We start from the raw sequence: 25106 nt of genomic DNA, 5'->3' as shown, positions 1-25106 counted from the left end.
CTTGCGTCCGCTTACCGAAAGCATCCGTTAGGCTCGGACCCATGTCAACCGTCCCTGCCCTGTTCCGGCACCTGGTCGACGACGCTGCGATGTTCCCGCCGGGGAACCTCCCGCTGGCGGACGCGGTCGCGGCGCATCGGACGCACCGGGCCGCGCCGTACGCCGACCTGGTCGGCTCGTTCGTCTGCACCGACGAGGACCTGATGAAGGTCGCCGCGGAGGCCGCGCGGACCGGGCCGGATCCGCTCGAGGTGTCGGTCGTGATCACCGGCGGCGCCGGCGGGATCGAACCCGCGATCCGCTGGGGCGACCGGTCGCCGGACGTGAAGGTGACGGGTGTCGAGGTCCGGCTGCGCGACGAGGAGGACCTGTCCCGGAACGCGCTGCGGGTCGTGCGGGTGTGCGACGACTGCCTGGACAACGAGACGGCGTACGTCGAGGTCGGTCTGGACGGAGCGTGGGAGCGGGCGCTCGGCGTGATCGCGGACGCCGGGTACGCCGCGAAGCTCCGCACGGGTGGCATGGACGCATCGCTCTTCCCGTCCGAGGATCAAGTAGCTGCGTTCATCACTACCTGCCTGGACTACGAAGTGCCCTTCAAGTGCACGGCTGGGCTGCACAACGCGGTCCGCCATACCGCGGCAGATTCGTCCTTCGAGCACCACGGCTTCCTGAACGTACTGCTGGCCACCCGTGCCTCGCTGGACGGCTCGTCCCGCGACGAACTGACCCAGATCCTGGGGTCGCGCGACGGAAACGAGCTGGCCGCGCGAGCACGGGAGCTGACCGAGGAGCGGGCGGCGAGTGCGCGGAAGTGGTTCACCTCCTTCGGCTCGTGCAGCATCGACGAGCCGCGGCAGGACCTGAACACCTTGAACCTGATGGGGGACGTGTGAGCTGGATCGAGATTCCGGAGGGGTCACCCTTCGGCGCGGACAACCTGCCGCTCGGCGTGTTCCGGTACGGCGACGAGGAGCCGCGGGTCGGGGCCGCGATCGGGGACCAGGTGATCGACCTGGCGCCGGTCGCGTCGGCGGAGATGCTGGATGGCGCGCAACTGTTCGCGCAGCCGACGCTGAACGGGTTCCTCGCCCTCGGCCGGCCCGCCTGGCGAGCCACCCGCAACTGGCTCCTCGACCTGGTCAGCAACCCCGGCCAGCGCGACGCCGTCGAACCGCACCTGATCCCGCAGTCCGCGGTCACGATGCAGCTGCCGTTCGAGGTCGCGGACTACGTCGACTTCTACGCCTCCGAGCAGCACGCGACGAACCTGGGCCGGCTCTTCCGCCCCGACTCCGAGCCGCTGCTTCCGAACTGGAAACACCTCCCGGTCGGGTACCACGGCCGCGCCGGCACGATCGTTGCCAGTGGCACCGACATCGTCCGGCCGTCGGGCCAGCGCAAGTCCCCGACGGAGCCGGTCCCGTCGTTCGGGCCGTCCCAACGGCTCGACATCGAGGTGGAGCTCGGCTACGTGGTCGGCACGCCGTCGACGCTCGGAACCCCTGTTTCCGTTGACGATTTCGAGAACCACGTGTTCGGCGTGGTCCTGGTCAACGACTGGTCCGCTCGCGACCTCCAGGCGTGGGAGTACGTCCCCCTCGGCCCGTTCCTGGGCAAGTCCTTCGCGACCTCGATCTCCCCGTGGGTCATCTCCCTCGACGCCTTGAACCCCGCCGCCGTCCCCCTCCCGGCGCAGGACCCACCCGTCCTCCCCTACCTGGCCGGAAAGAACCTGACGAACTACGACATCACCTTCGAAGTCCGCCTGAACGGTCACGTCATCAGCACCCCGCCGTACCGCGACACCTACTGGTCCCCCGCCCAGATGCTCGCCCACCTGACCGCCAACGGCGCCACCCTCCGCACCGGCGACCTCTACGCCTCAGGCACAATCAGCGGCCCCGAAAAAACCCAACGAGGCTCCCTCATCGAACTAACCTGGGCAGGCCGCGACCCCCTCGTCCTCGACGGCCAGGAACACACCTTCCTCCAAGACGGCGACGAGGTAACCATCACCGCCTGGGCCACCACCCCAACCGGCAAGCGCCTCGGCCTCGGCGAGGTGTCCGGCACGATCACTCCTGCCTGAACTTGTTCATAACTGTTCGTTTCTCTTGACCTCTTAGCTGTTACGTGCGAACTTTTGTCGCATGAAACGTTCAGTGGGGTGTGCAGCACTGGCTGTAGCGTTCGGTGCCGGGGTGCTGAGCGTGCCGGTTGGGGCGCATGCTGCCGGTGACCTGACGCTGCGATCGCCGGAGTTGACGGTCACCGTGGGGAGCGACTTCCCGCGGGTGATCAAGTACGTCGAGAACGCGTCCGGGCAGGCGCTCGGTGGCCAACCCGACGCGATCTCCACCGTGACGATCGACGGTGTCGCGCGGATCGCCCAGCTGACCGCACCCGCCGCGGTGAGTGGTGCGAAGGCGTCGTACCACCTCGGCTTCGACGCCCTGCCCGGTGTCGAGCTCGATGCCAGCCTGAGCCTGACCGGGCGGGTGACGACATTCGCGATCGACGCGGTCCGCGACACCGACGCCGCCCGCGTGCACACGATCGACATCCCGGACCAGGATCTCGTCTCCGTAGCGAGTACGGACGCGGGCGCCACGACCGCGTTCACCACGCTCGACCCCGACTCCACCCGTACGGCGGACAAGATCGCGCCCGTCACCGCCGACACCCCGGCCGACGCCGCCGCGACCGGAGCGACGTACGCGTTCGTCAGCACCAGCGGGCTCGCCGCCGGGATCGAGTCCAACTCGACGTACGACAAGCCCTCCGGGCAGTCCGTCGACGACGGTGCGCGGTTCTGGCACCGAGCCCGGAAGAACGCCGACGGCAGCACCCGCGTCGGCGTCTGGAGCGGCCAGTGGACGTACCGCGCCGACACCTCGCCGTACACCGAGCCGCTCCCCTGGGCGCAGGTCGTCGTCACCCCCGACGCGAACCACGACCAGACTGTCGACTGGGAGGACGGCGCGATCGCGTTCCGCTCGATCATGACCGAGCCGCAGGGCGGGGACCAGGTCAAGGATCGCGTCGTCACGCACATCCCGTTCAACTTCGCGAGCCAGGCGACGCACCCGTTCCTGCGCACGCTCGACGACGTGAAACGGATCTCGCTCGCCACCGACGGACTCGGCCAAATGGCGATCCTCAAGGGCTACGCGTCCGAGGGCCACGACTCCGGCCACCCGGACTACGGCGGCAACTACAACCTCCGCGCCGGCGGCCTGACCGACCTCAACACCCTGCTCAAGCAGGGCAAGAACTGGAACGCCGCCTTCGGCGTCCACGTCAACGCGACCGAGTCCTACCCGGAGGCCAACGCTTTCAACGAGAGCCTCGTCGACAAGACCGCCAAGGGCTGGAACTGGCTCAACCAGAGCTACTACATGAAGCAGCGCCCTGACCTTGCCTCTGGCAACATCGTGAACCGCTTCCAGCAGCTCCGCAACGAGACGGACCAGAACCTGCAGGAGCTCTACATCGACGTGTACTACCAGTCCGGCTGGCTCGCCGACGGCCTGACCCGGCAGCTCGCCGGCCAGGGCTGGCAGATCGCGACCGAGTGGGCCGACCGGCACGAGCGGACGTCGCTCTGGTCGCACTGGGCCAACGATCTCGACTACGGCGGCCCGACCAACAAGGGCCTGAACAGCAGGATCATCCGGTTCGTCCGCAACCACGAGAAGGACGTCTGGAACGCCGACCCGATCCTCGGCCAGGCCAGCATCGTCGAGTTCGAGGGCTGGACCGGCGAGACCGACTGGAATGCGTTCTACGCCAACATCTGGAAGCAGAACCTGCCGGCCAAGTTCCTCCAGCAGCAACAGATCCTGGACTGGAACGCCAACGACATCGCCTTCACCGGCGGCGTCCGCGGCGCGGTCGAGAACGGCAAACGCGCCGTGTACGTCGGCAACGCGAAGGTGATCGACGGCGACAAGTACCTGCTCCCGTGGGACAGCAACAAGAAGCTCTACCACTACAACCCCGCCGGCGGCCGTACTACGTGGCAGCTGCCCGCAGCCTTCGCGAGTGCGCAGACCTTCACCGCCTACCAGCTCAGCGACACCGGCCGCACCAAGCCAACCACCATCCGCGCTCACCAAGGAACCGTCACGCTGGACGCAGTCCCGGGCAAACCGTACGTGATCTACCCGGCAGTCGCTCCGCAGCCCAAGAACCCTGCCTGGGGTGAGAGCAGCCACGTCCAAGACCCAGGATTCAACGCAGGCAACCTGCAGGCGTGGAACGCTACCGGCGGCGCCACCATCTCCGCCCTCGACAACGGCCAGCACGTCGCGGAGCTCGGCACCCGCAGGTCGTCCATCAGCCAGCGGATCACCGGCCTGACCCGCGGCAAGACCTACAGCGCGTCGGCGTGGATCGAGGTCGAGCCGGGAAAGTCTCGTCCGACAACGATCTCGATTGATGGTGTGACCAACGTTGTGACAAGGTCGACCGCGCAGAACCTGGTTGCCTCTGACGACAAACACGACGCGTACTACCAGCGGGTGCGAGTCCTCTTCGATGCCAAGGGAAGCACCGCTGACCTGGGAATCTCCTCACCAGCAGGGTCCGCTCGAGTGCGGGTTGACGATGTGCGGGTGGTGGAGACGACGCGGCCGGCCGCCGGTCTCGTGGACGACTTCGAGAATGTGGATCAGGGGTGGGGACCGTTCGTGAAGGGTGATGCGGGTGGCGTCACCGACCCGCGGACGGTGCTGGCCAAGAAGCACGCGCCATACACGCAGGCGGGCTGGAACGGGAAGCTTGTCGACGACGTTCTCGACGGTGACTGGTCGCTGAAGTCACACGAGGAGAACCAAGGGCTGGTCTATCGGACCACGCTGTCGACGGTGAACTTCCAGCCAGGCCACAAGTACCAGGTCAGCTTCGACTACGAGAGCGGCCGCGCCGGCCAGTACGCCTGGGTCCAGGGCGTCGACCGTCCCGCCTCGGTCGACGTCAAGTCCACTCCGATCGGCGAGCAGCGGACCAAGGCGACCTTCAACCAGCAGTTCGTGGCCGGCTGCGGCGGCGACTACTGGGTCGGCCTGCGCAAACTCTCGGACGGCGGCGACCAGACCGACTTCGTCATGGACAACTTCGCCGTGAGGGATCTCGGTACGACGTCCGACCCGGCCGACTGCACCTCGGTCGCGTTGTCCGGGCTGACCGGTCTCGTCAGCGGCGAGGCCAACAGCGTCACCACCACCTTCACCAACAACGATGTGGTTGCCGCTGCCAACATCACGCTCGGCCTGACCGCACCCGACGGCTGGACCGTCACCCCGACCACACCGGCCACCCACGCGGCCGTTGCCCCCGGCACCAGCGTCACCACGAAGTGGGACGTCACCCCACCAGCCGGCACCCCGGAAGGAAAGTACGGGCTGACGGCAACGGGTGGTCAGGCAACGATCACCGGCGAGGCAACGGTGCTACCACCGGGAATCGTGCCGCAGTCCCGGATCACTGTGGCTGCCGTGGACAGTGAGGACGTCGCCACCGGCGGCGCCGCGACCATGGCCCTGGACGGAAACCCCAGCACCATCTGGCATTCCGCCTGGTCCGAGGTCAGCACACCGGCCGGCTTCCCGCACTTCATGACCCTCGACCTCGGATCGACGTACCAGGTCAACGGGCTCAGCTACCTGCCCCGGCAGAGCGGGACGAACGGCATGTTCAAGGGCTACGAGCTCTATGTGAGCACCGACGGCCAGGACTGGGGTACGCCGGTCGCGACCGGCGAGTTCCCGAACAGCACGGCGGTCCAGCGGGTCAACTTCACCGCGAAGCCCGGCCGGTTCGTGAAGTTCGTCGGCACCAGCTCGCTCAACGGCGCCGTCTTCGGCTCCGCCGCCGAGCTGAACGTCTACGGAACGCACTGACTGCAAGGCAAAGCGGCGCCACTCCCGCCCCCAGGGAGTGGCGCCGCTTCGGGCTTCACTTGACGTACGTGATGGCGACCGACGGGCTCGCGGTCTTCGCGGCGACGACGCGGAACTTGTTGACGCCGGTGCGGCCGCTGGCCACCCAGACCGAGTAGGTGCCCTTGCTGGTCACCTTCGTGGTGGCCGGGAAGTTCACCCACTTGCCGCTCTGCAGGCGCTGCACCTGGACCACGGTGTTCCTCGCGATGCCGGTGGTCTTGCCGGTCAGCGGAACCTTGGCCCACAGCGGGACGTAGGTCCCGGCAGCCTTGATCGTGACCGACTTCGCCACGGCCGGGGTGCTCGCCGCGGCCAGGTGGGTGGTGGCCGCGTCGGCCTGCAGGGCGCCGGCGACGCCGACACCTCCGGCCGACAGCGCGAGACCGGCAACAGCAGCGGCGGTACGACGTACGAACTGAGCGCGCATGATTCTTGGTTTCCCCTCGTATTTGCTGAGCTTTACGGGGATAGAGACGACGCGACCCGGCGAAAGGTTGAAGGGTTGTGTTACGACTGCGTCTCAGGTTCGGCGGGCAGCACCAGCCGCGCCAGCGCCCCGCCGGTGGGCGCTTCGCCGAAGGTGAGCTCGGCGCCGAGCACCTTCGCGTGGCCCGCCGCGATGGTCAGGCCGAGGCCGTGCCCGACCCCGCGCTCGGCCATCCCGGACCGGAACCGGCGCGGGCCCTCGGCAATCAATTCCTCGGGATAACCGTTGCCGTGGTCAACTACCTCGACGGTCCGGCCGCTGATCGTGACCTCGACCGGCGGCTTGCCGTGCCGCAGACCGTTGACGATCAGGTTGGCCAGGATGCGCTCGATCCGGCGCGAGTCCGTCGACACGGTCTCGTCCGGCCCGAGCTGGTGCACGATCACGTCGTCCAGCGCGAGCGCCTGCTGCATCCGCAGCCGTGCGACCGCCGAGCCGACGAAGGCGCCGAGACCCACCAGCTCGAGGTCGGCCTGCTCGACGCCCGAGTCGAACCGGGCGATCTCCAACAGGTCCTCGACGAGCCGCCGCAGTACCTTGGCGCGGTCCCGGACCAGCTCGCTCGGCCGCCCCGGCGGCAGCAGCTCGGCGGCTGTCGTCAACCCGGTCACCGGCGTCCGCAGGTCGTGGGCGACATCAGCGGTGAAGCGCCGCTCGGCCTCCAGCTGACCGCGCAGGGAGGTGGCCATGGTGTCCAGTGCGGTGGCCAGCGACTGTACTTCGTCCTTGCCCTTGCCAACGGCCTCGGCCGCCGACGCGTCCAGGTCGCCGGCCGCGATCCGGCGCGCCGTACCTGCGACCGCCACGATCCGCTTGGAGAGGCTGCCGGCCAGGATCACGCTCACCAGCGCGACCAGCGCGACCGTGCCGATACCGCCCAGCAGCAGTGCCTGCTGGAGCGCCTTCATCGAGTCGTCGGTGGTCTTGTAGTCCTGCTCGATCGACAGGATCTTGCCGTCCTTGACCGCCACCGCGGCCCACATCTTCGCGTGCGGCGATCCCGTCTTGAAGGTGGCCCGCTTGCCCTCGAGGACGGCGTCCCGCAGCTGCGGAGGCAGGTCGGGATCGTCCACCTTCGCCCCGAACACCGGTACGTCGTTGGTGTCGTAGCTCTGCGCCGCCAGCTGGATCCGCTCGTCCGCGAAACTGCGCGTGCGGTCCAGCCGGGCCGACTGCGCCTGGGTGTAGACCGCGACGCACAGCACCAGGATCGCGAACGCGGAGACCAGCAAGAAGATGAGACCGAGCTTGCCCCGGAGGCCCATCCTCTTAGGCTCGCAGCTTGTACCCGAAGCCGCGGACGGTTTCGATGCGGTCGGCACCGATCTTGGTCCGCAGCCGCTGCAGGTGGACGTCGACCAGCCGGCCGTCGCCGCCCCACTCGTAGTCCCAGACCCGCTGCAGCAGCGTGGACCGGCTCAGCACCACACCCGGGTTGTTCGCGAACTCGATCAACAGCTTGAGCTCGGTCGGCGTCAGCTGGACGGTCTGACCGCCCCGCCGTACCTCGAGGGCCTCGCGGTCCAGCTCCAGGTCGCCGAACGACTCCACGCCGGAGCCGGCCGCGGGTGCGGGACGCTCCGGGTCGGAGACGGCGCGCCGCATCACCGCCCGCAGCCGCGCCACCAGGACCTGGGTGTCGAAGGGTTTGGTCACGTAGTCGTCCGCGCCCGCCTCGAGCCCGAGGACGACGTCGAGCGCGTCACCGCGGGCGGAGACCATCACGATCGGAACCGTGCTGGTCTCGCGGATCCGTCGGCACACCGAGATGCCGTCCAGCCCGGGCAGCATGATGTCCAGCATCACGACGTCCGGGTGGACCTTCTCGAAGCGTTCGATCGCCTCCAGGCCGTCCTCGGCCGTGGTCACGTCGTACCCGTGGCGTTCGAGGGTCAGTTGGGTCGCCTCACGGATCACCGCGTCGTCCTCGACCATGAGGATGCGCGCTGCCGGTTCTTCCGGTACCACCGAGCTTCAGTCTCCCTACTGGTCCGTCGAACTCACCTTGGTCATCTGCCGACCGTTCCAACGGTAGACCTCGACCCGCCGGCCCGAGGGGCAACAAGGGCGGTCGTCGAGGGTGTAGACCTTCGACTCGACCACCAAGTCACCCTGGGGGCTGGCGTTCACGGTCGGCTGATCGACCTTCAGGCTCCAGATGGCTCGCGGGCCCGAGGGCTCGACGGCGACCAGGATGATGCCGAAGACGAACTTGTCCACGCTGTGGATCAAGACGATCTGCTGAGGTGTACCGCTGTGCAATACATCAACGGTCGTACCCCTGCTCAGGCAACGCGAAATCACCGTACATTTCACCAGCACCTTCCGGGAGTAGTCCGGCAGGTGCCGATCGGCCAGCAACCGGACCCGGAGTGCAGGCAGGTCGACGGCCGGTCCCGGGGTCTTCTGCGCCTTCGGCTGGGTGCTCCCGAGGGCCGGGGTCGGAGCCTCCGACGTGGGCTGCGAGTCGGCGCCCTCGACCCGGAGGCCACCGCCGTTCCCGCAGGCGGACAGGGCGGACAGCGAGGTCAGCGCGGCGACGGCCGCGACGGCAGGCAGGAGCGTACGGCGCCACACGCGCATCGGGCGCCTCCTACCCTGCATCGTTCCCCCGCGAGCTTCAGACAACTTCTTTCCATACTGCTGTCCACACGTCACATTCGATGGCCGTGAACGTCGAATGGCCTCCACAGTTCCGTTGCGGTTCGGTCACAACCTCACTCGGCAACAATCTTGCCGGGGTTGAGCAGGTTCTTCGGGTCCAGCGCGGCCTTGATCGCGCGGTGCACGTCGAGCGCGACGGGCCCGATCTCCTGGGCCAGCCAGGTCCGCTTCAGCACCCCGACGCCGTGCTCACCGGTGATCGTGCCGCCGAGCTCCAGCCCGATCGCCATCACCTGCTCGAACGCCTCCTGGGCGCGCGCCGCCTGGGCCGGATCGGTCTGGTCGAAGACCACCGTCGGATGCATGTTCCCGTCACCCGCGTGCCCGAGCACGCCGATCGTGATGTCCAGCTCGGCCGACAGCTGCTCGAGGCGACCGATGAACTCGGCCAGCCGCGACCGCGGTACGGCGACGTCGTCGATCATCGTCGTACCGAGCTGCTCGAGCGCGGTCAGCGCCACCCGGCGCCCCTCGAGCAGCAACTCGCCCTCGGCGTCGTCCTCAGCCTCGATGCACTCCAGCGCGCCGTTGTCGCGGCAGAGCTTGGCGACCGTGGCGACATCGGCCGCCCCCGCCTCACCGCCCGCGTCGGACTGCGCGATCACCATCGCGCCGGCCTCCTCCGGGAGGTCCATCCGCTTGTACTTGTTGACCGCCTGGATCGTGGTCCGGTCCATGATCTCCAGCAGGCTGAGCGAGACGCCGCTGCGGATGATCTCCAGGATCGCGGCTCCCGCCTCGACGCCGGAGCCGAACAACGCGGCCATCGTCTTCGGCTTCGCCGCCGCCGGGCGGAGCGCGAGCGTCGCCTCGGTGATGATGCCGAGGGTGCCCTCGCTGCCGACGATCAGCTTGGCCAGGTCGTACCCGGCGACGCCCTTGACCGTCTTCCGGCCGGTCCGCAGGATCCTCCCGTCGGCCAGCACGACCTCCAGACCGAGCACATAGTCCGTGGTCACGCCGTACTTCACGCAGCACAGGCCGCCGGAGTTCGTCGAGAGGTTGCCGCCGATCGAGCAGAACTCCCAGCTGGACGGGTCCGGCGGGTAGAACAGGCCGTGCTCGGCGACCGCGCGGGACAGTACTGCGTTGTAGACGCCCGGCTGCGTGACGACGTACCGGTCCACGGCCTCGATCGCGAGGATCTGGTCCATCTTCTCCAGCGAGATCACGATGCAGCCGTCGAGCGCGTTGGCCGCACCGGACAGGCCGGACCGCGCGCCCTGCGGCACGATCGGTACGCCGGTCTCGTTCGCAACCCGCACCGCCGCCTGCACGTGCGCGGTCTCGCGGGCCAGCACGACGGCAGCCGGCATCCCGGCCGGGCAGAACATCGCCCGGTCGTACCGGTAACTCTCCATCCGGTCCGGATCGGTCACCAGCGCCGCGGGCGGCAGCACCTGACGCAGTCGCTCGACAACCTCACTCATGTGTCGAGCCTAATATTTACTGCGTGGTACTGCGCACCCTGGCCGGTATTGGTCTCACCGGGTGCGCCTGGTGGCGTTCTCCGAGATCTCTTCGTAGCCGCCGCCGTAGTTGTGGTACTCACGGCCGATCGCGGCGAACGTGATGCTCCCGCTCGTCGCCTTCACCTTGGGTGTCCGGCAGCTGCGCTGGCCATGGATCACCGCGCCGTTGCCGCCGCTGCTGTCACAGCTGAGCACCCGGCCGTCGTTGGACCCGCCGTACTGCACCAGGAAGGCGTTGGCCCTCGCGTTGGCCACCACGGACGATGCCATGGTGATCTCGGCCCAGTACTGCGAGCAGTTGTCCCGCACGAGCCGGATGGTTCCCCAGCTCGGCGGCCTGTGGTCGCGCAACATCGGCGCGGACGAAATGGATCTCGCACCAGAGCAACTGGCGGCGGTCGCCGCCTGGGCCGGCAGAGCGAGGGCGATCGCGCCCGCCCCGGCCAGGCCCGCGGTGCTGAGCAAAATGCCCAGTGTCTTCATGACGAACCCTTCCTGAGTGCACGCCCCGACGCCCACTCAGGAAGGCACACTACGCGAACACCCGCTGCCCCGACAGTCATTCCGGTAATCGGACGGCGACACGCCGTGTCCAGTTGCTCCCGGCAAACGTCAGAAGCTACCGCGGCTTGCTCCTGGCAAACGTCAGAGGCTACCGCGGCTGGCTCCCGGCGAGCGTCAGAGGTTGCCGCGGCGCTCCTGCTCGCGCTCGATCGCCTCGAACAGCGCCTTGAAGTTGCCCTTGCCGAAGCCGAGCGAGCCGTGCCGCTCGATCAGCTCGTAGAACACCGTCGGCCGGTCACCGATCGGCGACGTGAAGATCTGCAGCAGGTAGCCGTCCTCGTCCCGGTCGACCAGGATGCCGCGCGACTGCAGCTCCTCGATCGGCACCCGCACATTGCCGATCCGGGCCCGCAGCTCCGGGTCCTCGTAGTACGAGTCGGGCGTGTTGAGGAACTCGACGCCGTTCGCCCGCATGATGTCGACGGTGCGCAGGATGTCGTTGGTCGCCAGCGCGATGTGCTGGGCGCCGGCGCCGTCGTAGAACTCCAGGAACTCGTCGATCTGCGACTTCTTCTTCGCGATCGCCGGCTCGTTCAGCGGGAACTTGACCCGGTGGTTGCCGTTGGCCACCACCTTGCTCATCAGCGCGGAGTAGTCGGTGGCGATGTCGTCACCGATGAACTCGGCCATGTTCACGAAGCCCATCACCTTGTTGTAGAAGGCAACCCACTCGTCCATCTTGCCGAGCTCGACGTTGCCGACCACGTGGTCGATCGCCTGGAACAGCCGCTTCGGGTGCCCCTCGGGCCGGGTGACCTGGGTCGTCGCGGCGACGAAGCCGGGCAGGTACGGGCCGTCGTACCGGCTGCGGTCGATCAGGGTGTGGCGAGTGTCGCCGTACGCCGCGATCGCGGCCCGGCGGATGGTGCCGTGCTCGTCGGAGACGTCGTTCGGCTCCTCGAGAACGGTGGCACCGACCTTGCGGGCGTGCTCGACGCACTTGTCCACGTCCGGGACCTCGAGCGCGATGTCCGCGACACCGTCGCCGTGCCTGCGGTGGTGGTCGAGCAGTGGGCTCTTCGGGCTGACACCGCCGGAGATGACGAAGCGGGCCGAGCCGGCCTTGAGCACGAACGACTTGCTGTCCTTGGAGCCGGTCTCGGGGCCGGAGTACGCGACCAGGTCCATGCCGAACGCGAGCTGGTAGTACTTCGCGGTCTGGGTTGCGTTGCCGACCACGAACACCAGCGCGTCCATCGCGGTGACCGGGAACGGGTCGGTGCTCTCGTCGTACGGGACCAGGCCGACGAGCTGCTTCAGCTGGTCGAGGTCGAGATCGGCGTCGAGCTCTGCGGGGGTGAGGTCGGTGCTGGTCATCGGTGATCCTCCGAGGTCGGGTTCCGTGGGGTCGACTCTCGTTGGCGTGGGACAGGTTGTGCAACAGTTTCTTGTTTCACTGCACAATCTGCATGGTATCATGGGGCTTTGGCTGGACTATTTGGTCAGATTGCTGGAGGTGCTAGATGTCGGTGGACCGGTTGGACGCCCAGATCCTCGCGCTGTTCGCAGCCGAACCCAGGGTCGGCGTCCTGGAGGCTTCCCGACGACTGGGCGTCGCCCGCGGCACAGTCCAGGCCCGCCTGGACCGCATGCACCGCGAGGGCGTGGTCCGCGGCTGGGGCCCCGACATCGACACCACCGCCATCGGCTACCCCGTCACCGCCTTCGCCACCCTCCAAATAGAACAAGGCTCCGGCCACACCACAGTCGCCGAAGCCCTCGCCCGCATCCCCGAGGTCCTGGAAGTCCACACCATCACCGGCGCCGAAGACCTCTGGTGCCGAATAGTCGCCCGCTCCAACGCCGACCTCCAACGCGTAATAGACCAGGTAGTAATAGTCCAAGGCATCCAAAGAGCCTCGACAGTAATAGCCCTAGCCGAACAAATCCCCCACCGAGTCCTCCCCCTGGTAAAAGCCGCCACCAAAACCTAACCAGCCCGCTCACTCCACACCCGAACGGACCCGGTCATGGTCAGCACGGCGACTGCTCGCTCGCTCCGCTCGCCTCGCAGCCTGAAACGGACCGCTCATGGCCGGCCCGTAGTACGGGCTCGCTCGCTCCGCTCGCCTCGCCAGACGAGAGGACACAGAACAACCCACCTCTCAGGCGAGGCCCCCGGATAACCGGTAGGCCGAAGCCCCTGAGACGTCTGCGTACTCGCCCTCACACCACCTGCGGGTTGCCGAGCCCACCCGGTTTGGTGGACACATAGCTGACTGCGACCGACTGCCGTGGGGTGCTCTGCTCTAACCCCGCAAGGCGAGCGAAGCGAGCGAGCCCGCAGCACCCGAGCACCCACCCTCCAACCGCTTGGTGCGAGTACCCACCGGCCTTCGCAGGTCCTCCGCCTCACCCGCACAGGGCAGGCTTGCGCCCCACCTGCGGACGATGTGTGCCGTCCCCCAGACGGCGAGGCGAGCGGAGCGAGCGAGCCGGTCACCCCACCAGCACCAGGCATGCTGGGGCCCGCGCATAACCGAACCCGTTCTCCGAGTGCGAGCCCACGACGACCGAGCGCGCACCTGCCAATCCCACGCTCCACCTCACCTGCCACGGGGCAAGCCTGCCCGGCACCTGCCGGCGATGTGCTGTCCCTCGTCCGGCGAGGCGATCGCGCCGGACACCACCAGCACCAGGCGTGGCTGGCGCCATCCTCCGAGTGCGAGGCGAGCGGAGCAAGCGAGCCGTGCCACCAACCGGGCAGGCGGTTCTGCTGTCCGTTTGCGAGGCGAGCGAGCCCGCGGCAAGCGAGCACCCACCTCCCAACCGCTGGGTGCGAGTACCTACCGGCCATCGCGGGTCCTCCGCCTGACCTGCCAACCGATGGTGCCGTCCCCGTCCGGCGAGGCGAGCGGAGCGAGCGAGCAGGTCACCACCCGCGCATAGCCGAACCCGTTCTCCGAGTGCGAGGCGAGCGGAGCGAGCGAGCCGGATGCCAACCAACCGTCCCACGCCTGACCGCGAGGTGAGTGGAGCGAGCGAGTCTGTTTGTGGGTGGTTAGGCGAGGCGTTTGGCTACTTCTACTGCGGCTCGGGCTACTCGGGGGCCTACGAAGTCTCGGTCTAGTTTGCCTAGGACTACTACTCCTATGGAGGCTTCTACGCCGGGGACTCCCAGGACCGGGGAGGAGACGCCTTGGGCGCCTGCTTGGAGTTCGCCGGAGGTTACTACGAAGGGGCGGCCGGCTGGGTCGGGCTTGCGGCGGCCGGCGAGGATGGCTTTGCCTGCGGCGCCCTGGTCGAGCGCGTGGCGGGAGCCCATCCGGTACGAGACGTGGAAGTCGGTCCAGCTCGGTTCGATGACCGCGATGGCCAGTGCTTCCTCACCGTCCGCGACCGTCAGGTGCGCCGTCGCACCGGTGTCCTCGGCGAGCGAGCGCAGTACCGGCAGCGCGGCGTCACGGAGCGTGGGCTGGACCCGTCGGCTGTAGTGCAGGACAGCCAGCCCGAGCCGAGCCCGACCCTCGCTGTCACGTCGGACCAGCCGGTGCAGCTCGAGCGTGTTCACCAGACGGTAGACGACGGTCCGGCTGACCCCGAGCGCGGCGGCGAGTTCGGTGATCGACAGTCCGTCCGGCGCGTCCGCCAGCAACTCGAGGACCGTAAGCCCCCGGTCGAGCGTCTGTGAGGTCTCGGCGGGCACCTAGAGAGCGTATCCGTTTTTCGGGCGCGGCCCGATGGCCCCGTATCTTGCTGCCGTGCGAAATTACTGGTCGCTGCTCCCCACTGTCGCCATCGTGGTCGTGCTGATCCTGCTGTACGCCGTCCCGACGCTGATCAACCCGCAGTGGACCAGCACGATCATGGCGCTGTTCCGGACCACACCGGTGCCCGCGGACGCGACCCCGGAGGAGGCTCGCCGCGCGGCCGGCATCCTCGGGCCGCAGCAGATCCGGTCCCGCCGGATGCTCGCGGTCGCGCTGGTCGGCCTGGTACTGATCATCGTCGGGTTCAACATCTCGTTCACCCGCGAGTCGAACGGCTGCTACCGGGCGGCCAAGGCGTTCGGCGCGGTCGACGGCGTACCCGCCAAGGACCCGTGCGTGAACATGATCTACGGCACGTTCATCGGCGACGGCACCGGCATCAAGCTGGAGGACAAGCCCGTCCCGGCCGAGTTCTACCAGCTGGTCCACAAGAACAAGCCCGCCTACCTGAAGTGGATCCAGAACGCACCGCCGTACGACCAGGCCGACCTCCTGATCGGCACCGGTCAGAGCTGCGCCCCGGACCTGCGGGTCGAGCAGCAGGACGACAAGATCCTGGTGTACGTCGACACCGACCAGCCGTGCCCGCACGAGGACAGCACGTCGCTGACCGCGATCAAGCTGAAGAAACCGCTCGGCGACCGCAAGATCGTCACGCTCGACGACAAGCCGATGACCGAGGTCAACCCGGACATGGACTCCTGGTTCACCGTGCTCAAGAAGCTGGCCACCGGCGGCTAGCCCTCAGCTCAGCGCCCGGGTCCGCGAGTCGTAGACCCGGAACGGCCGGTTCCGCGCCAGCAGGATCAGCAACCCGGTGATGCAGACCGCCGCGCCGCCGAGCAGCGCGATCGTCGGCGTGGTCAGCGACGCCGTCGTACCGGCGACGAAGTCTCCCAGCCGCGGCCCACCGGCCACGACCACGATGAACACCCCTTGCAGCCGCCCGCGCATCGCGTCCGGCGCCGCCGACTGCAGCACGGTGTTCCGGTACGCCGAGCTCACCATGTCCGCCGCCCCAGACATCGCCAGTAGGGCCACGCCCAACCAGATCGTCCGCGACAACCCGAACAGCCCGACCGCCGTCGCGTACGCCGTAATCGCGAGCACGATCGCCACGCCCTGCCGGTGCACCCGCGTCACCCAGCCGGAGAAGATCACCCCCGATCAGCGCACCGATCGCCGGCGCCGCCTGGAGCAGACCGACGGTCCGTACGCCGCCGGCGAAGAACGCCCCGGCCACCGCCGGGAACAGCGCCCGCGGCTGCGCGAACACCATCGCGAAGATGTCCGCAAGGAATGTCGCCAGCAACGCCGGCGCCGCGCGCAGGAACGTGAACCCCTCGAGCACCGACCGCAGCCCGGCCCGCCGCACGGTCCCCTCGGGCGGCACCGGCGGCAGTCGGAAGAGCGAGTACAGCGCCGCGGTGAACGTGATCACGTCGACCAGGTACGCCGCCGCGAAGCCCTGCCAGGCGATCACCGCCGCACCGAGCAACGGCCCGGCGGTGAACCCGAGGTTGAACGCCGCCTGGCCGATCGTGTTCGCGGCCGGCAGCAGCTCGGGCCGGATCAGCCGCGGGATGATCGCGGAGCGGGCCGGGTTGTTCACCGCGAAACAGGCCGACTGGCAGGCCACTACGGCGTACAGCACCCCGACGTGACCCCAGCTGAGCTGGGACTGCAGCACCAGGATCATCGACAGCAGCCACAGACCGGTGGACGAGACGAGCGCGAGGGTACGCCGGTCGATCGCGTCCGCCATCGCCCCGCCGTACAGCCCGAAGAAGACCAACGGAACCAGCGAACACAGACCGACCAGCCCGACCGAGAACGTCGAGTGCGTCAGCGCGAACACCTGGATCGAGATCGTCACCGCGGTCATCTGCTGACCGAGCTGCGAGACCGTCGACCCGATCCACAGCCGGCGGAAGTCGGCGGACTCACGCAGCGGGCGGAGATCGGTGAGCAGACGCACGACGACAACTTATGTCATGGCATGTTGTATCAGTAACCGATACATCAGACCCGCGGAAACAGCTCGTGCTCCAGCGGCTGCCCGACTGTGAGGCCGAGGCCGTCGGTGACGACATGGCCGGCGCCGGTGTACGTCGCCTCGGCGTCGAAGTAGATGGCGACGTGCGCGATCCGCGGGTCGTCGGTCAGGTTCGGCGTCGCGGAGTGCGCGAGGTACGCGTTGTGGAAGGTGCAGTCGCCGGCCTGCAGCGGGATCGTCAGCCGCGTCTCCCAGCGCAGGTCGGGCGCGGCGCGGAACATGTCGTCCTGGTCGGACAGGTCCTGGCTGCGCAGGTCCTGGTGGTCCTGCGAGCCGGGGATGAACGTCATGCAGCCGCGCTCGACCGGTACGTCGACCAGCGCGACCCAGGCGGACAGCGACGCGCGGGAGCCGGCGTGCGGCCAGTACGGCGCGTCCTGGTGGAACTCGGTCGCGGCGCCGTTGTGCGGGGGTTTGATCAGCAGCTGGTCGTGCCAGATCCGCAGCGGGACGCCGGCCAGCGCGGTGGCTGCGGCGGCGAGGCGCGGGTCGAGGGTGAGCTCCTTGAGTACGTCGCTCTGCCGCCAGACGTTGACGTACTGGTTGAAGATCTTCGACTCCTTGAACAGGTCGTCGCCTTGCTGCGTGTATGCGGCCGCGGCGTCCCGGAAGCGGGCGGCCTCGTCGCGGCTGATGATGTTCTTGATCCGGACCACGCCGTCGCGGCGGTAGGCGGAAATGGTCTCTTCGTCGAGCGTCACAGCTGCCGTAGGCTCGGTCGTGGTCATCGTACGCTCCTCGGGAGTGCTTGGATTTGCAGGTGTTTCCAGCCTGTCTCGGTTGTCGCTGATGCGACAGGCTGTCGTTGACCACGACTTGACTGATCTTGACCTCTTGGAGGCTCCGGTGCACAACGTGCTGAGCGCTGAGGTGTTCCCTGACCCCCGCCTACCGGTTGCGGGCGAGCGGCTCGAGCTGGTCGCGGACGTCGCCGTCCACAGCCACGCCTTCTTCGAGATCGCCGTCGTGGTTGCCGGTCACGGCGTCCACGTGTCAGCGGCCGGCGAGGTGGATCTGGCGCCCAACTCGGTCGTCGTACTCCGCCCAGGCGAGTGGCACGGCTACCGCGAATGCTCCGGCCTGGTCGTCCGCAACGCCTACCTGGGCCCGGACGTATTCGGCCTCCTCTCCGGAGCCCTGGTACCGGGAGGTCCGGTCTCCGGCGGCCCAGGCTCCGGTGGGCCAGGCTCGGTCGCCCCGGCGCATCCCGCCGTACAGCACGCCATGCGCCTACTCGAAGCCGACCTCACTGAGCCGTGGACTCTCGAGCAGTTGGGGGCAAGCGTCAACCTCGCCCCCGGGTACCTGATTCGCCTGTTCAAGAAGTCGGCCGGGATCTCGCCAATGGCCTACCTCACCAGAGTCCGCGCTGAGCGAGCAGCCGGCCTCCTGATCGAGACAGAGCTCCCAGTAGCAACCATCGGCGCAGCAGTCGGCTGGCACGACCCGTCCCACGCCACCAGGAGATTCCGTTCAGTATTCGGACTGAGCCCATCCCAGTACCGATCTGCTTTCAGACCGTAAGCAAAGATGTCGGTATGACGTCGTCGTTGCGTACGCCGGATCCTAATCCCGGCTGGTTGTCCGAGTTTGCTCTCGCCGAGACCCGCACGCGGGTTCCGATCCTGTACGTCGAGGCCGTGCCGGCCCGGGTGGACACGCTCGGCCAGATCGAGCACATCGGAGTACTGCTCCGGACCTCCCCCGCGACCGGGGAGATCACCCGCACGCTCGTCTCCGGCCGGGTGCTGCACAACGAGTCGATCCGGGACGCGCTGCAGCGCAACATCGAGAAGGACCTCGGGCCGAACGCGTTCCCCCGGCTGCCTTCGACCCTGGTCCCGGTGACGGTCGCGGAGTACTTCCCGTTCCCCGGGATGACCCCGCTGCACGACCCGCGCCAGCACGCGGTCGCGCTCGTGTACGTCGTACCGGTCACCGGCGAGTGCAACCCGCGCCAGGACGCGCTGGAGCTGACCTGGCTCACCCCCGAGGAAGCCCTCGCTCCGAGCCTCCTGAACGACCTCGAAGGTGGCCGCGGCCAGCTCCTCAAGCAAGCCCTCGCCTGGTCCGGCGCGATCGTCTGACGTCTCCAGAACGCCGACCGGGGATGCCTACCAGGGCAGCCTGCCCTCCTCGGCGTACACGTGGCCGGTAGGTCCGTCGGCACCGACCGTCGCCAACTGCACCGCAACGGCCGCGCCCTGCGACGGCGTGCGTGGCGCGCTCCACCCACCCATGTCCGTCGCGCAGTTGCCGGGGTCGGCACCGTTGACCAGGATCCCGGTGCCGCGCAGCTCGTTCGCGAGCATCACCGTGACCATGTTCACGGCCGCCTTCGACGCGTTGTAGCCGAGCGTCCGGACAGTCGACATCCGCGACTCCGGATCCCCGACGAGCTCGAACGACGCCAGCGACGTCGACAGGTTCACGATCCGCGCCCGCTCCGCCTTCCGCAGCAGCGGCAGGAACGCCTGCGTCACTCTGACCAGCCCGATGACATTCACTTCGAACGCCTCCCGCAGCACGTCATCGGCGATCCCCGCCGCCGCATCGTCCCCCACCGGGATGACGGCCGCGTTGTTCACCAACACATCCAACTGCCCGTACGACCTCGCGACCAATGACGTGGCAGCATCCACCGACTTGGCATCCGTCACCTCGAGCTGCACAGCCACCGCGTCGAGGCCCTCGGCAACCAACTCCTTCACTGCCGCCTCACCCCGGGCCAGGTCACGCGACCCGACCAGCACGGTGAAGCCACCCTCCCCCAACTGCCGCGCGATCTCCTTGCCGATCCCCTTGTTCGCCCCGGTCACCAACGCAATCTTCGTCATGTCTCCCAGGCTGGGTCGGCGAGGCGTCGGCAGGCAGAGCGAGGCGACCCTGGGACCGGCGGTCCCTGGCTGGGGCTTGCGGCAGCTGGAATCCTGGCTCCATGGATCGAGGACAGCTCGCGGACTTCCTCCGGGTACGCCGGGAGGCGCTGCAGCCGTCGGACGTCGGACTCCCGGCCGGACTGCGCCGCCGTACGCCGGGCCTGCGCCGCGAGGAGGTCGCCGGCCTCGCGACCATGTCGACGGACTACTACACCCGGCTCGAGCAGGGTCGTGGACCGCGTCCGTCCCGCCCGGTGCTGAGCGGACTCGCTCGCGCGCTGCGGCTGTCCGACGCCGAGCGCGACCACCTGTTCCGGTTGGCCGGGGAGCAGCCCGGTCCGCCACCGGGACCGCCGTCGGACGTGCGCCCCGGCGTACTGCGGATGCTCGAGCGGCTCGACGTACCTGGTCTGGTGCTCGACGCGAAGTACGAGGTACTCGCGTGGAATCCGCTGGCCGCCGCGCTCATCACGGACTTCTCCGCGCTGCCACCGCGCTCTCGGAACCTCCTGCGGCTGCGGTTCCTGACCGAGGGGAAGAGCGAGCTCTTCGGGGCGGACGCCACCCAGGAGTTCGCCCGCGAAGCCGCGGCCGACCTCCGCGCGGCCACCAGCACCTACCCGGACGACCCGGCCGTGAAGCAACTCGTCGACGAACTGCTGGCCGGCAGCCCGGAGTTCGCCGACATCTGGGCTCGGCACGAGGTGGCGCGTCCGCAAACCCTCTGCCAGACGATCTTTCATGCCGACGTCGGCCGGATCGAGGTGATCTGCGAGATCCTCGTCGTCCCCGAACGCGACCAACGAGTCGTCCTCTACACGACCGAGCCGGGCTCGCCTTCCGAGCAGGCAATCCGCCTCCTCGAGGTCATCGGCACCCAGAAGCTGACAACCCGCTCCTGATGTGCGAGGTGAGGCCCCGCACCTTGGGACGGAAGGTGCGGGGCCTCGGGCTCACCGGTCGGCTTACTGGTCGGCTTACTGGCCGGTGAAGGTGAAGGTGGAGCCGGGTTCCTTGAAGATGTCGCCGTCGCGCGAGTTGGTGATGACGACATTGCTGAGGTTGGCGTTGCCGCGGGCGCCGCCCATCGCGAGGATCCCCGAGCCGTTGTTCGACTTGTCGATCCGGAGGTTGGTCAGGGCAACGTTCGGCATCTCGCCGCCGCCGGTCTTGAACTGGATCCCGTCGTACGTCGAGTCGTAGATCTCGGTGTCCCGGATCGTCACCCCGGTGATCGGCAGGTTCGCCGGGAACAGCGTGATCGCCCCGAACTCCTGCGCCTCGCTCCAGAACACCCCACCGCACCGGTAGAGCGCGTTGTTGGCGATCGTCGTCGTGCCCGAGAACGGCAGCGGGTCGTGATCGGTGGCCAGCATGATGCCCGGGTAGTTCATCGTGTCGTAGATCAGGTTGTTCTCGATCTTGTTGCCGTACCCGCCGTAGATCGCGATCCCGTTCGCCCGCCACGGCAGCTGGACGGTGTTGTTGGTGAACGAGTTGTCGTGACCGACGTCGACCGACTGGTCCTTGACGTACTTGCTCGCCCACACGGCCAGCGAGTCGTCGCCGGTGGTCCGGAAGGACGAGTTGAACACCTTCGAGTTGCGGGTGCCGTTCGCGAAGTTGATTCCGTCGGCGTACGTGTCCCGGATCCGCATCCCGCTGAACTCGAGCCCGTCGGCCGGACCCCAGAGCTCGGGAATGTTGTCGTAGTCGCGGCCGACCCAGACCCCGACGTTCGCGTGCTCGATCCAGACGTTGCTGATCTTCGTCCCGGTACCGAACCGGCCGTTCAGCCCGACGCCACCCTCGGCGTTCCCGTCGCCGCCGCGGATGCGCCCGGAGCCGAAGATCGCGATGTCGCTCAGCTGCACATTCTTGTCGATATCGAAGCCGAAGTTGCCCTCGTGCGGGTGGTTGATGCCGCCGGCGTTCTGCGGCTCGATGGTCGAGTGGAGCTGCGAGTACCACATGCCCGCACCGCGGATCGTGGCGTTGCTGATCCCGACCTGGTTGTACTGCCCGCGGTTCAGTGGGTCGTCGGTGAGGATCTTCTTCTCCTGCCGCCACTGTCCTTCCGGGATCCAGACGCAGCTGATCACGCCGTTCTGGTCGTCGGTGACGGCGCGCTGGATCGCGTCCGCGTCGTCGATCCCGTCGTTCGGCACGGCGCCGTACTGCGTGATCGACGTACAGCCGGCCGGCTGATTGATCGGCGGTGCGACCTGTTCGAGGTCGACCAGGTCGATGATGTAGAACGGCGCGGTGTCACCCGAGTCGCGCTGCAGCTTGAACTTCGTGCCGGCCGGGTAGGACGTGGCGAGCAGGGCGTGCGACTCGTCGAAGAGCCTTCGGGCGTCCCCACCCGCGGTGTTGGTCAGACCCTCGGGCGAGTCGGTGGTGCCGTAGAGCCAGCTGTTATGGCTGCTCAGGGTGAGCTTCTGCTTGAACGTGCCGTTCACGTACAGGCTGATCGTTGCCTCGAGCCCCTGCCCGTTCGCCGAGTCGGGGATCGAGTTGCGGACCACGATCGAGTTGGTCGGGACGGTCGAGGTGACCTCGACGTACTGCCCGGTCGAGTTCAGCCGGACCGACTGCCGGCCAGACGACTCGGTTGCGAAGTTGGTGTGCCCAAAGGTCCGCTTCGCGTCACTGGCCAGCAGGGTGCCGGTGTAGTCGCCGGCCTCCGCCTCGTACGACGTGAACGGTACGGCGGCGCCGCGGCCGACGACGATCGCCTTCGTCAGCACGTTGTTCGTTTCGTTGGTTTCGGCAACGGTGTCGGTGGCGTCGGCGGTCGCGGTGATGGTCGCACCACCGTTGGTCGCGGTCCAGGTGCCGCTGATCGCAACGTTGGTGGTCCCGCCAGCCGCGATCGCTGGCGTGGCACCGTTGAGCGTGGTGCTGCCAACGGTGACGCGGGTGGTACTGGCGGCGGAGGCCGTCGTACCGCGGTTGTTGACGGCGACCGTGAACGAGACCGGTTGGCCGGGGGCGGGATTGGCCGGCGTAGCGGTGATGCCGGTGATCTGAAGGTCCGGGCCAGGGGCTTGACCAACGGTGAGCTGGGTCGGGGCCTGGAGGGTGTTGTTGGTGTCACTCTGCTCGACGACAACGTTGGTTGGATCAACGACCGCAGTGACGGTGTAGTTGCCTTGGGCTCGGGTCCCGGCACTGGCGTTGACCGTGGTCGAGGCGCCGGCTGCCAAGGCGCTGACCTGGCCGGTGCCGGCTGTGCTGCCGTTGAGGAGGAAGTTGAGGCTGCTGGCGGGTGCGTTGGCGGTGCCAATGTTCTTGACCGTGGCCTGGAGGGTGATCGGCGTGGTCTCGGTCGGGCTCGCCGGGGACCAGCTGACGTTCGTCACGACGAGGTCGGGGTTCGGGGCCGCCGTTCCGAAGGCTTGCAGTTCGGCGACCTGGCCGCCGGGGGCGCCGGTGTTGCTGAAGAACTGCAGGCGGACGTCGGCGTACCGGCCGGTGACCGGGATCGTGATCGAGTTCTGCGCGGTGCTCGGGCTGAACTGGTAGTCGGTCCGTGGCTTGATCGAGGTGAAGGTCGTGGACGACTGCTCCCGGCCGAGGACCTCGATGTTCTGCGTGCGCGGGCCCCAGACCGGGTCGGGGTTGAGCTTCACCATGACCGAGCTGAGGTCGGCGTTGGCACCCAGCTTGACGGTCAGCGTCGACGGGAAGCCGTTGGACTCCCAGTAGGTGCCGGGGTTGCCGTCGTTCGCGTTGGCGGCGACGAAGCCGAAGACGCTCGAGGACGCTTCGATCGGTTTGCCGTTCGCGAGGTCGGTGCCGGTCGGGGGATCGACGGGCCCGCCACCAGGTCCGGCCAGGTCGAACTCCGAGAGCTGCGCGGCCGGCCAGCCCGTGTTCGCGGTGAACGTCAGGCGGACGTACCGCGCCGAGGTGGTAGCGAAGCTGATCGTCACAACATTCGTGCCGCTGAAGTTGTACGCCGTACTCGCGACGAGCTGCGTGAACGACGAACCGTTGGTGCTGCCCTGGACGGTCAGCGTCTGGCTCCGGGCACCCCACGAGGTGGGGAGCTTGAGCGTGACCTGGTTGACGTCCTGAGCACTGCCGAGATCGGCCTGCAGCCACTGCGGGAACGCGTTGTTGTTGCTCTCCCAGTAGCTGTCCTGGTTGCCATCACCGGCGTTGCCGCTCGGGTAGGCACCGAGCGAACTGCTGGCCGTCAAGGTCTTGGCGAGGTTGGCGGTGACAGCCGCGGTCGCCGGGCGGGGCACGAAGCCGACCGCCAGTACGACCACCAGCAATAACCGCAGAAGCTTTGTCCGCTGCATCGAGCGCTCCTCCATCGGGGCGGTGGGAGGGAACCCGAGCTACAAAAATTGCAGAACTTTGCCGACTTCTTGCAGCCCGGTAACCGAAGCTTGCAGCACCAGTAGCACCACGTCAACACCTGAGCACCCACAGAAACCCCCGCCCAGAAGACCCAGACCAGGACGCGGCCCAGCCGACCCACGCCCGCGCGGAAGATGCCTAGACCGGCAGGCTCCCGCCGTGCGTGAGTACGCCGCAGGCTCCCGCGGTGCGTCAGTACGCGGCAGGCGCCTGCCGCCGCGCGGATGATCCCGGTCCGCGGCTCGCCGTGGTCACCCGCGCAGGCGGGACCAGCCCTCCGGTCGCTGCGCACGGCGTTCATGGGCGCGACGCTGTCGCCGGAGACCACGGCCGCGGGCACGCGCTGCCCCGCGCGGAGTGCGCACGGCGGCGGTCGCCCGCCCGGAGGTGCCTACGGCAAGCGACTGCCCAACGCCGGTGCCAGGCAGCGGGCGCCTGCCCCGCGCGGAGGTGTCCACGGCAGCGTCTGCCCCACGCCGATGCACGACGGCGGGCGCCCGCCCCGCGCGGAGGTGTCCACGGCAGCGTCTGCCCCACGCCGATGCACGGCAGCGGGCACCCACCCCGCACGGACGTGTCCACGGCAGCGTCTGCCCCACGCCGGCGTACGGCAGCGGGCACCCACCCCGCACGGACGTGTCCACGGCAGCGTCTGCTCTGCGCCGGATGTGCGGCGGCGGGTGCCTGCGCGGAGATGTCTACGACGACTGCCCCCCATGCCGGTGCACGGCAGCGGGCGCCCGCCCCACGCGGAGGTGTCTACCGCAGCGACTGCCCTGCGCGAGATGCACGGCGGCAGGCGCCCGCCCCACGCGAAGGTGTCCACCGCGGCCTCTCCCCTGCGCGAGATGTACGACGGCAGGCGCCCGCCCCACGCGAAGGTGTCCACCGCGGCCTCTCCCCTGCGCGAGATGTACGACGGCAGGCGCCCGCCCCACGCGAAGGTGTCCAC

At 68.3% G+C, this 25106-nt stretch carries 20 protein-coding genes and 1 pseudogene; 8 read left to right on the top strand and 13 right to left on the bottom strand.

Features of this window, described 5'->3' with window-relative positions; genetic code table 11:
* Positions 1 to 41: 41 nt before the first annotated feature.
* The 3 genes from AB0E69_RS24985 to AB0E69_RS24975 all read left to right on the top strand — a co-directional run bounded on the left by AB0E69_RS24985 (position 42) and on the right by AB0E69_RS24975 (position 5906).
* Positions 42 to 896 (top strand): hypothetical protein, encoded by an 855-nt coding sequence (locus AB0E69_RS24985; RefSeq protein WP_360150551.1) that lies wholly within the window; start codon positions 42 to 44, stop codon positions 894 to 896.
* Complete coding sequence (fahA, locus tag AB0E69_RS24980) at positions 893 to 2092, top strand: fumarylacetoacetase (RefSeq protein WP_360150548.1); 1200 nt, start codon at positions 893 to 895, stop codon at positions 2090 to 2092. The genes AB0E69_RS24985 and fahA overlap by 4 nt, the downstream gene beginning before the upstream one ends.
* 61 nt (positions 2093 to 2153) lie before the next feature.
* A complete protein-coding gene (locus AB0E69_RS24975; RefSeq protein WP_360150545.1) occupies positions 2154 to 5906 on the top strand; it encodes an endo-alpha-N-acetylgalactosaminidase family protein in 3753 nt (1250 codons plus the stop codon).
* A 55-nt stretch (positions 5907 to 5961) separates the two neighbouring features.
* On the opposite strand, the gene AB0E69_RS24970 is transcribed toward AB0E69_RS24975, so the two are convergent.
* The 7 genes from AB0E69_RS24970 to hppD form a co-directional block, all read right to left on the bottom strand.
* A complete protein-coding gene (locus tag AB0E69_RS24970; protein WP_360150542.1) occupies positions 5962 to 6375 on the bottom strand; it encodes a hypothetical protein in 414 nt (137 codons plus the stop codon).
* Positions 6376 to 6455: 80 nt separating this feature from the next.
* Positions 6456 to 7700 (bottom strand): HAMP domain-containing sensor histidine kinase, encoded by a 1245-nt coding sequence (locus tag AB0E69_RS24965; RefSeq protein WP_360150539.1) that lies wholly within the window; start codon positions 7698 to 7700, stop codon positions 6456 to 6458.
* A 4-nt stretch (positions 7701 to 7704) separates the two neighbouring features.
* Positions 7705 to 8403 carry a two-component system response regulator CseB gene (gene cseB / locus AB0E69_RS24960; RefSeq protein ID WP_360150536.1) on the bottom strand — a complete coding sequence of 233 codons (699 nt, stop codon included), beginning with the start codon at positions 8401 to 8403 and terminating at the stop codon, positions 7705 to 7707.
* A gap of 15 nt (positions 8404 to 8418) precedes the next feature.
* Positions 8419 to 9018, bottom strand: coding sequence for a hypothetical protein (locus AB0E69_RS24955; protein WP_360150533.1), 600 nt, complete (start codon positions 9016 to 9018; stop codon positions 8419 to 8421).
* Between the two features lie 134 nt (positions 9019 to 9152).
* On the bottom strand, positions 9153 to 10529 hold the full coding sequence (locus AB0E69_RS24950; RefSeq protein ID WP_360150530.1) for an FAD-linked oxidase C-terminal domain-containing protein: 1377 nt from the start codon (positions 10527 to 10529) through the stop codon (positions 9153 to 9155).
* A 54-nt stretch (positions 10530 to 10583) separates the two neighbouring features.
* Positions 10584 to 11054: a hypothetical protein gene (locus tag AB0E69_RS24945; RefSeq protein ID WP_360150527.1), complete on the bottom strand. Its 471-nt coding sequence runs from the start codon at positions 11052 to 11054 to the stop codon at positions 10584 to 10586.
* A gap of 195 nt (positions 11055 to 11249) precedes the next feature.
* Positions 11250 to 12452 (bottom strand): 4-hydroxyphenylpyruvate dioxygenase, encoded by a 1203-nt coding sequence (gene hppD / locus AB0E69_RS24940; protein ID WP_360150524.1) that lies wholly within the window; start codon positions 12450 to 12452, stop codon positions 11250 to 11252.
* A 146-nt stretch (positions 12453 to 12598) separates the two neighbouring features.
* Here hppD and AB0E69_RS24935 point away from each other — a divergent pair, with 146 nt between their 5' ends.
* Complete coding sequence (locus AB0E69_RS24935; protein ID WP_360150521.1) at positions 12599 to 13069, top strand: Lrp/AsnC family transcriptional regulator; 471 nt, start codon at positions 12599 to 12601, stop codon at positions 13067 to 13069.
* Between the two features lie 1067 nt (positions 13070 to 14136).
* Here the strand turns inward: AB0E69_RS24935 and AB0E69_RS24930 are convergent.
* Positions 14137 to 14781, bottom strand: a complete 645-nt coding sequence (locus AB0E69_RS24930) for a helix-turn-helix domain-containing protein (protein ID WP_130444922.1) — start codon at positions 14779 to 14781, stop codon at positions 14137 to 14139.
* Positions 14782 to 14836: 55 nt separating this feature from the next.
* On the opposite strand from AB0E69_RS24930, the gene AB0E69_RS24925 reads away from it, so the two are divergent.
* The gene (locus AB0E69_RS24925) at positions 14837 to 15586 is read left to right on the top strand and encodes a hypothetical protein (RefSeq protein ID WP_360150517.1); all 750 of its coding nucleotides are present in this window, start codon (positions 14837 to 14839) and stop codon (positions 15584 to 15586) included.
* 3 nt (positions 15587 to 15589) lie between these two features.
* Here the strand turns inward: AB0E69_RS24925 and AB0E69_RS24920 are convergent, their stop codons facing one another.
* The 3 genes and pseudogenes from AB0E69_RS24920 to AB0E69_RS24910 all read right to left on the bottom strand — a co-directional run bounded on the left by AB0E69_RS24920 (position 15590) and on the right by AB0E69_RS24910 (position 17629).
* Complete coding sequence (locus AB0E69_RS24920) at positions 15590 to 15955, bottom strand: MFS transporter (RefSeq protein WP_360151645.1); 366 nt, start codon at positions 15953 to 15955, stop codon at positions 15590 to 15592.
* 58 nt (positions 15956 to 16013) lie between these two features.
* Positions 16014 to 16823, bottom strand: a pseudogene (locus AB0E69_RS24915) (MFS transporter); the annotation flags it as partial.
* A 44-nt stretch (positions 16824 to 16867) separates the two neighbouring features.
* Positions 16868 to 17629 (bottom strand): phytanoyl-CoA dioxygenase family protein, encoded by a 762-nt coding sequence (locus AB0E69_RS24910; RefSeq protein WP_360150515.1) that lies wholly within the window; start codon positions 17627 to 17629, stop codon positions 16868 to 16870.
* 118 nt (positions 17630 to 17747) lie between these two features.
* Here AB0E69_RS24910 and AB0E69_RS24905 point away from each other — a divergent pair, with 118 nt between their 5' ends.
* Positions 17748 to 18425 (top strand): AraC family transcriptional regulator, encoded by a 678-nt coding sequence (locus tag AB0E69_RS24905; RefSeq protein ID WP_360150512.1) that lies wholly within the window; start codon positions 17748 to 17750, stop codon positions 18423 to 18425.
* Between the two features lie 14 nt (positions 18426 to 18439).
* A complete protein-coding gene (locus AB0E69_RS24900; RefSeq protein ID WP_360150509.1) occupies positions 18440 to 18988 on the top strand; it encodes an NUDIX hydrolase family protein in 549 nt (182 codons plus the stop codon).
* A gap of 27 nt (positions 18989 to 19015) precedes the next feature.
* Here AB0E69_RS24900 and AB0E69_RS24895 read toward each other — a convergent pair whose 3' ends face one another.
* On the bottom strand, positions 19016 to 19738 hold the full coding sequence (locus AB0E69_RS24895; protein ID WP_360150506.1) for an SDR family oxidoreductase: 723 nt from the start codon (positions 19736 to 19738) through the stop codon (positions 19016 to 19018).
* Positions 19739 to 19839: 101 nt separating this feature from the next.
* On the opposite strand from AB0E69_RS24895, the gene AB0E69_RS24890 reads away from it, so the two are divergent.
* Positions 19840 to 20682 carry a helix-turn-helix transcriptional regulator gene (locus tag AB0E69_RS24890; protein ID WP_360150503.1) on the top strand — a complete coding sequence of 281 codons (843 nt, stop codon included), beginning with the start codon at positions 19840 to 19842 and terminating at the stop codon, positions 20680 to 20682.
* A gap of 75 nt (positions 20683 to 20757) precedes the next feature.
* On the opposite strand, the gene AB0E69_RS24885 is transcribed toward AB0E69_RS24890, so the two are convergent.
* Entirely contained in the window at positions 20758 to 24093 is a 3336-nt protein-coding gene (locus AB0E69_RS24885; protein ID WP_360150500.1) for a CARDB domain-containing protein, read from the bottom strand.
* Positions 24094 to 25106 lie beyond the last annotated feature (1013 nt).

The organism is Kribbella sp. NPDC026611, assembly GCF_040638345.1.
Classification (GTDB): Bacteria; Actinomycetota; Actinomycetes; order Propionibacteriales; family Kribbellaceae; genus Kribbella.
Note: the sequence above shows the minus strand (reverse complement) of the source record. Positions and strands in the feature narration are given on the sequence as shown.

What these genes read in the sequence shown, in the direction of transcription:
- AB0E69_RS24970 (WP_360150542.1), bottom strand. Translation starts at nt 6,375, where the DNA reads ATGCGCGCTCAGTTCGTACGTCGTACCGCCGCTGCTGTTGCCGGTCTC.
- AB0E69_RS24890 (WP_360150503.1), top strand. Translation starts at nt 19,840, where the DNA reads ATGGATCGAGGACAGCTCGCGGACTTCCTCCGGGTACGCCGGGAGGCG.
- hppD (WP_360150524.1), bottom strand. Translation starts at nt 12,452, where the DNA reads ATGACCAGCACCGACCTCACCCCCGCAGAGCTCGACGCCGATCTCGAC.
- AB0E69_RS24895 (WP_360150506.1), bottom strand. Translation starts at nt 19,738, where the DNA reads ATGACGAAGATTGCGTTGGTGACCGGGGCGAACAAGGGGATCGGCAAG.
- AB0E69_RS24900 (WP_360150509.1), top strand. Translation starts at nt 18,440, where the DNA reads ATGACGTCGTCGTTGCGTACGCCGGATCCTAATCCCGGCTGGTTGTCC.
- AB0E69_RS24985 (WP_360150551.1), top strand. Translation starts at nt 42, where the DNA reads ATGTCAACCGTCCCTGCCCTGTTCCGGCACCTGGTCGACGACGCTGCG.
- AB0E69_RS24885 (WP_360150500.1), bottom strand. Translation starts at nt 24,093, where the DNA reads ATGCAGCGGACAAAGCTTCTGCGGTTATTGCTGGTGGTCGTACTGGCG.
- AB0E69_RS24950 (WP_360150530.1), bottom strand. Translation starts at nt 10,529, where the DNA reads ATGAGTGAGGTTGTCGAGCGACTGCGTCAGGTGCTGCCGCCCGCGGCG.
- AB0E69_RS24935 (WP_360150521.1), top strand. Translation starts at nt 12,599, where the DNA reads ATGTCGGTGGACCGGTTGGACGCCCAGATCCTCGCGCTGTTCGCAGCC.
- AB0E69_RS24910 (WP_360150515.1), bottom strand. Translation starts at nt 17,629, where the DNA reads ATGACCACGACCGAGCCTACGGCAGCTGTGACGCTCGACGAAGAGACC.
- AB0E69_RS24955 (WP_360150533.1), bottom strand. Translation starts at nt 9,018, where the DNA reads ATGCGCGTGTGGCGCCGTACGCTCCTGCCTGCCGTCGCGGCCGTCGCC.
- AB0E69_RS24975 (WP_360150545.1), top strand. Translation starts at nt 2,154, where the DNA reads ATGAAACGTTCAGTGGGGTGTGCAGCACTGGCTGTAGCGTTCGGTGCC.
- AB0E69_RS24965 (WP_360150539.1), bottom strand. Translation starts at nt 7,700, where the DNA reads ATGGGCCTCCGGGGCAAGCTCGGTCTCATCTTCTTGCTGGTCTCCGCG.
- AB0E69_RS24945 (WP_360150527.1), bottom strand. Translation starts at nt 11,054, where the DNA reads ATGAAGACACTGGGCATTTTGCTCAGCACCGCGGGCCTGGCCGGGGCG.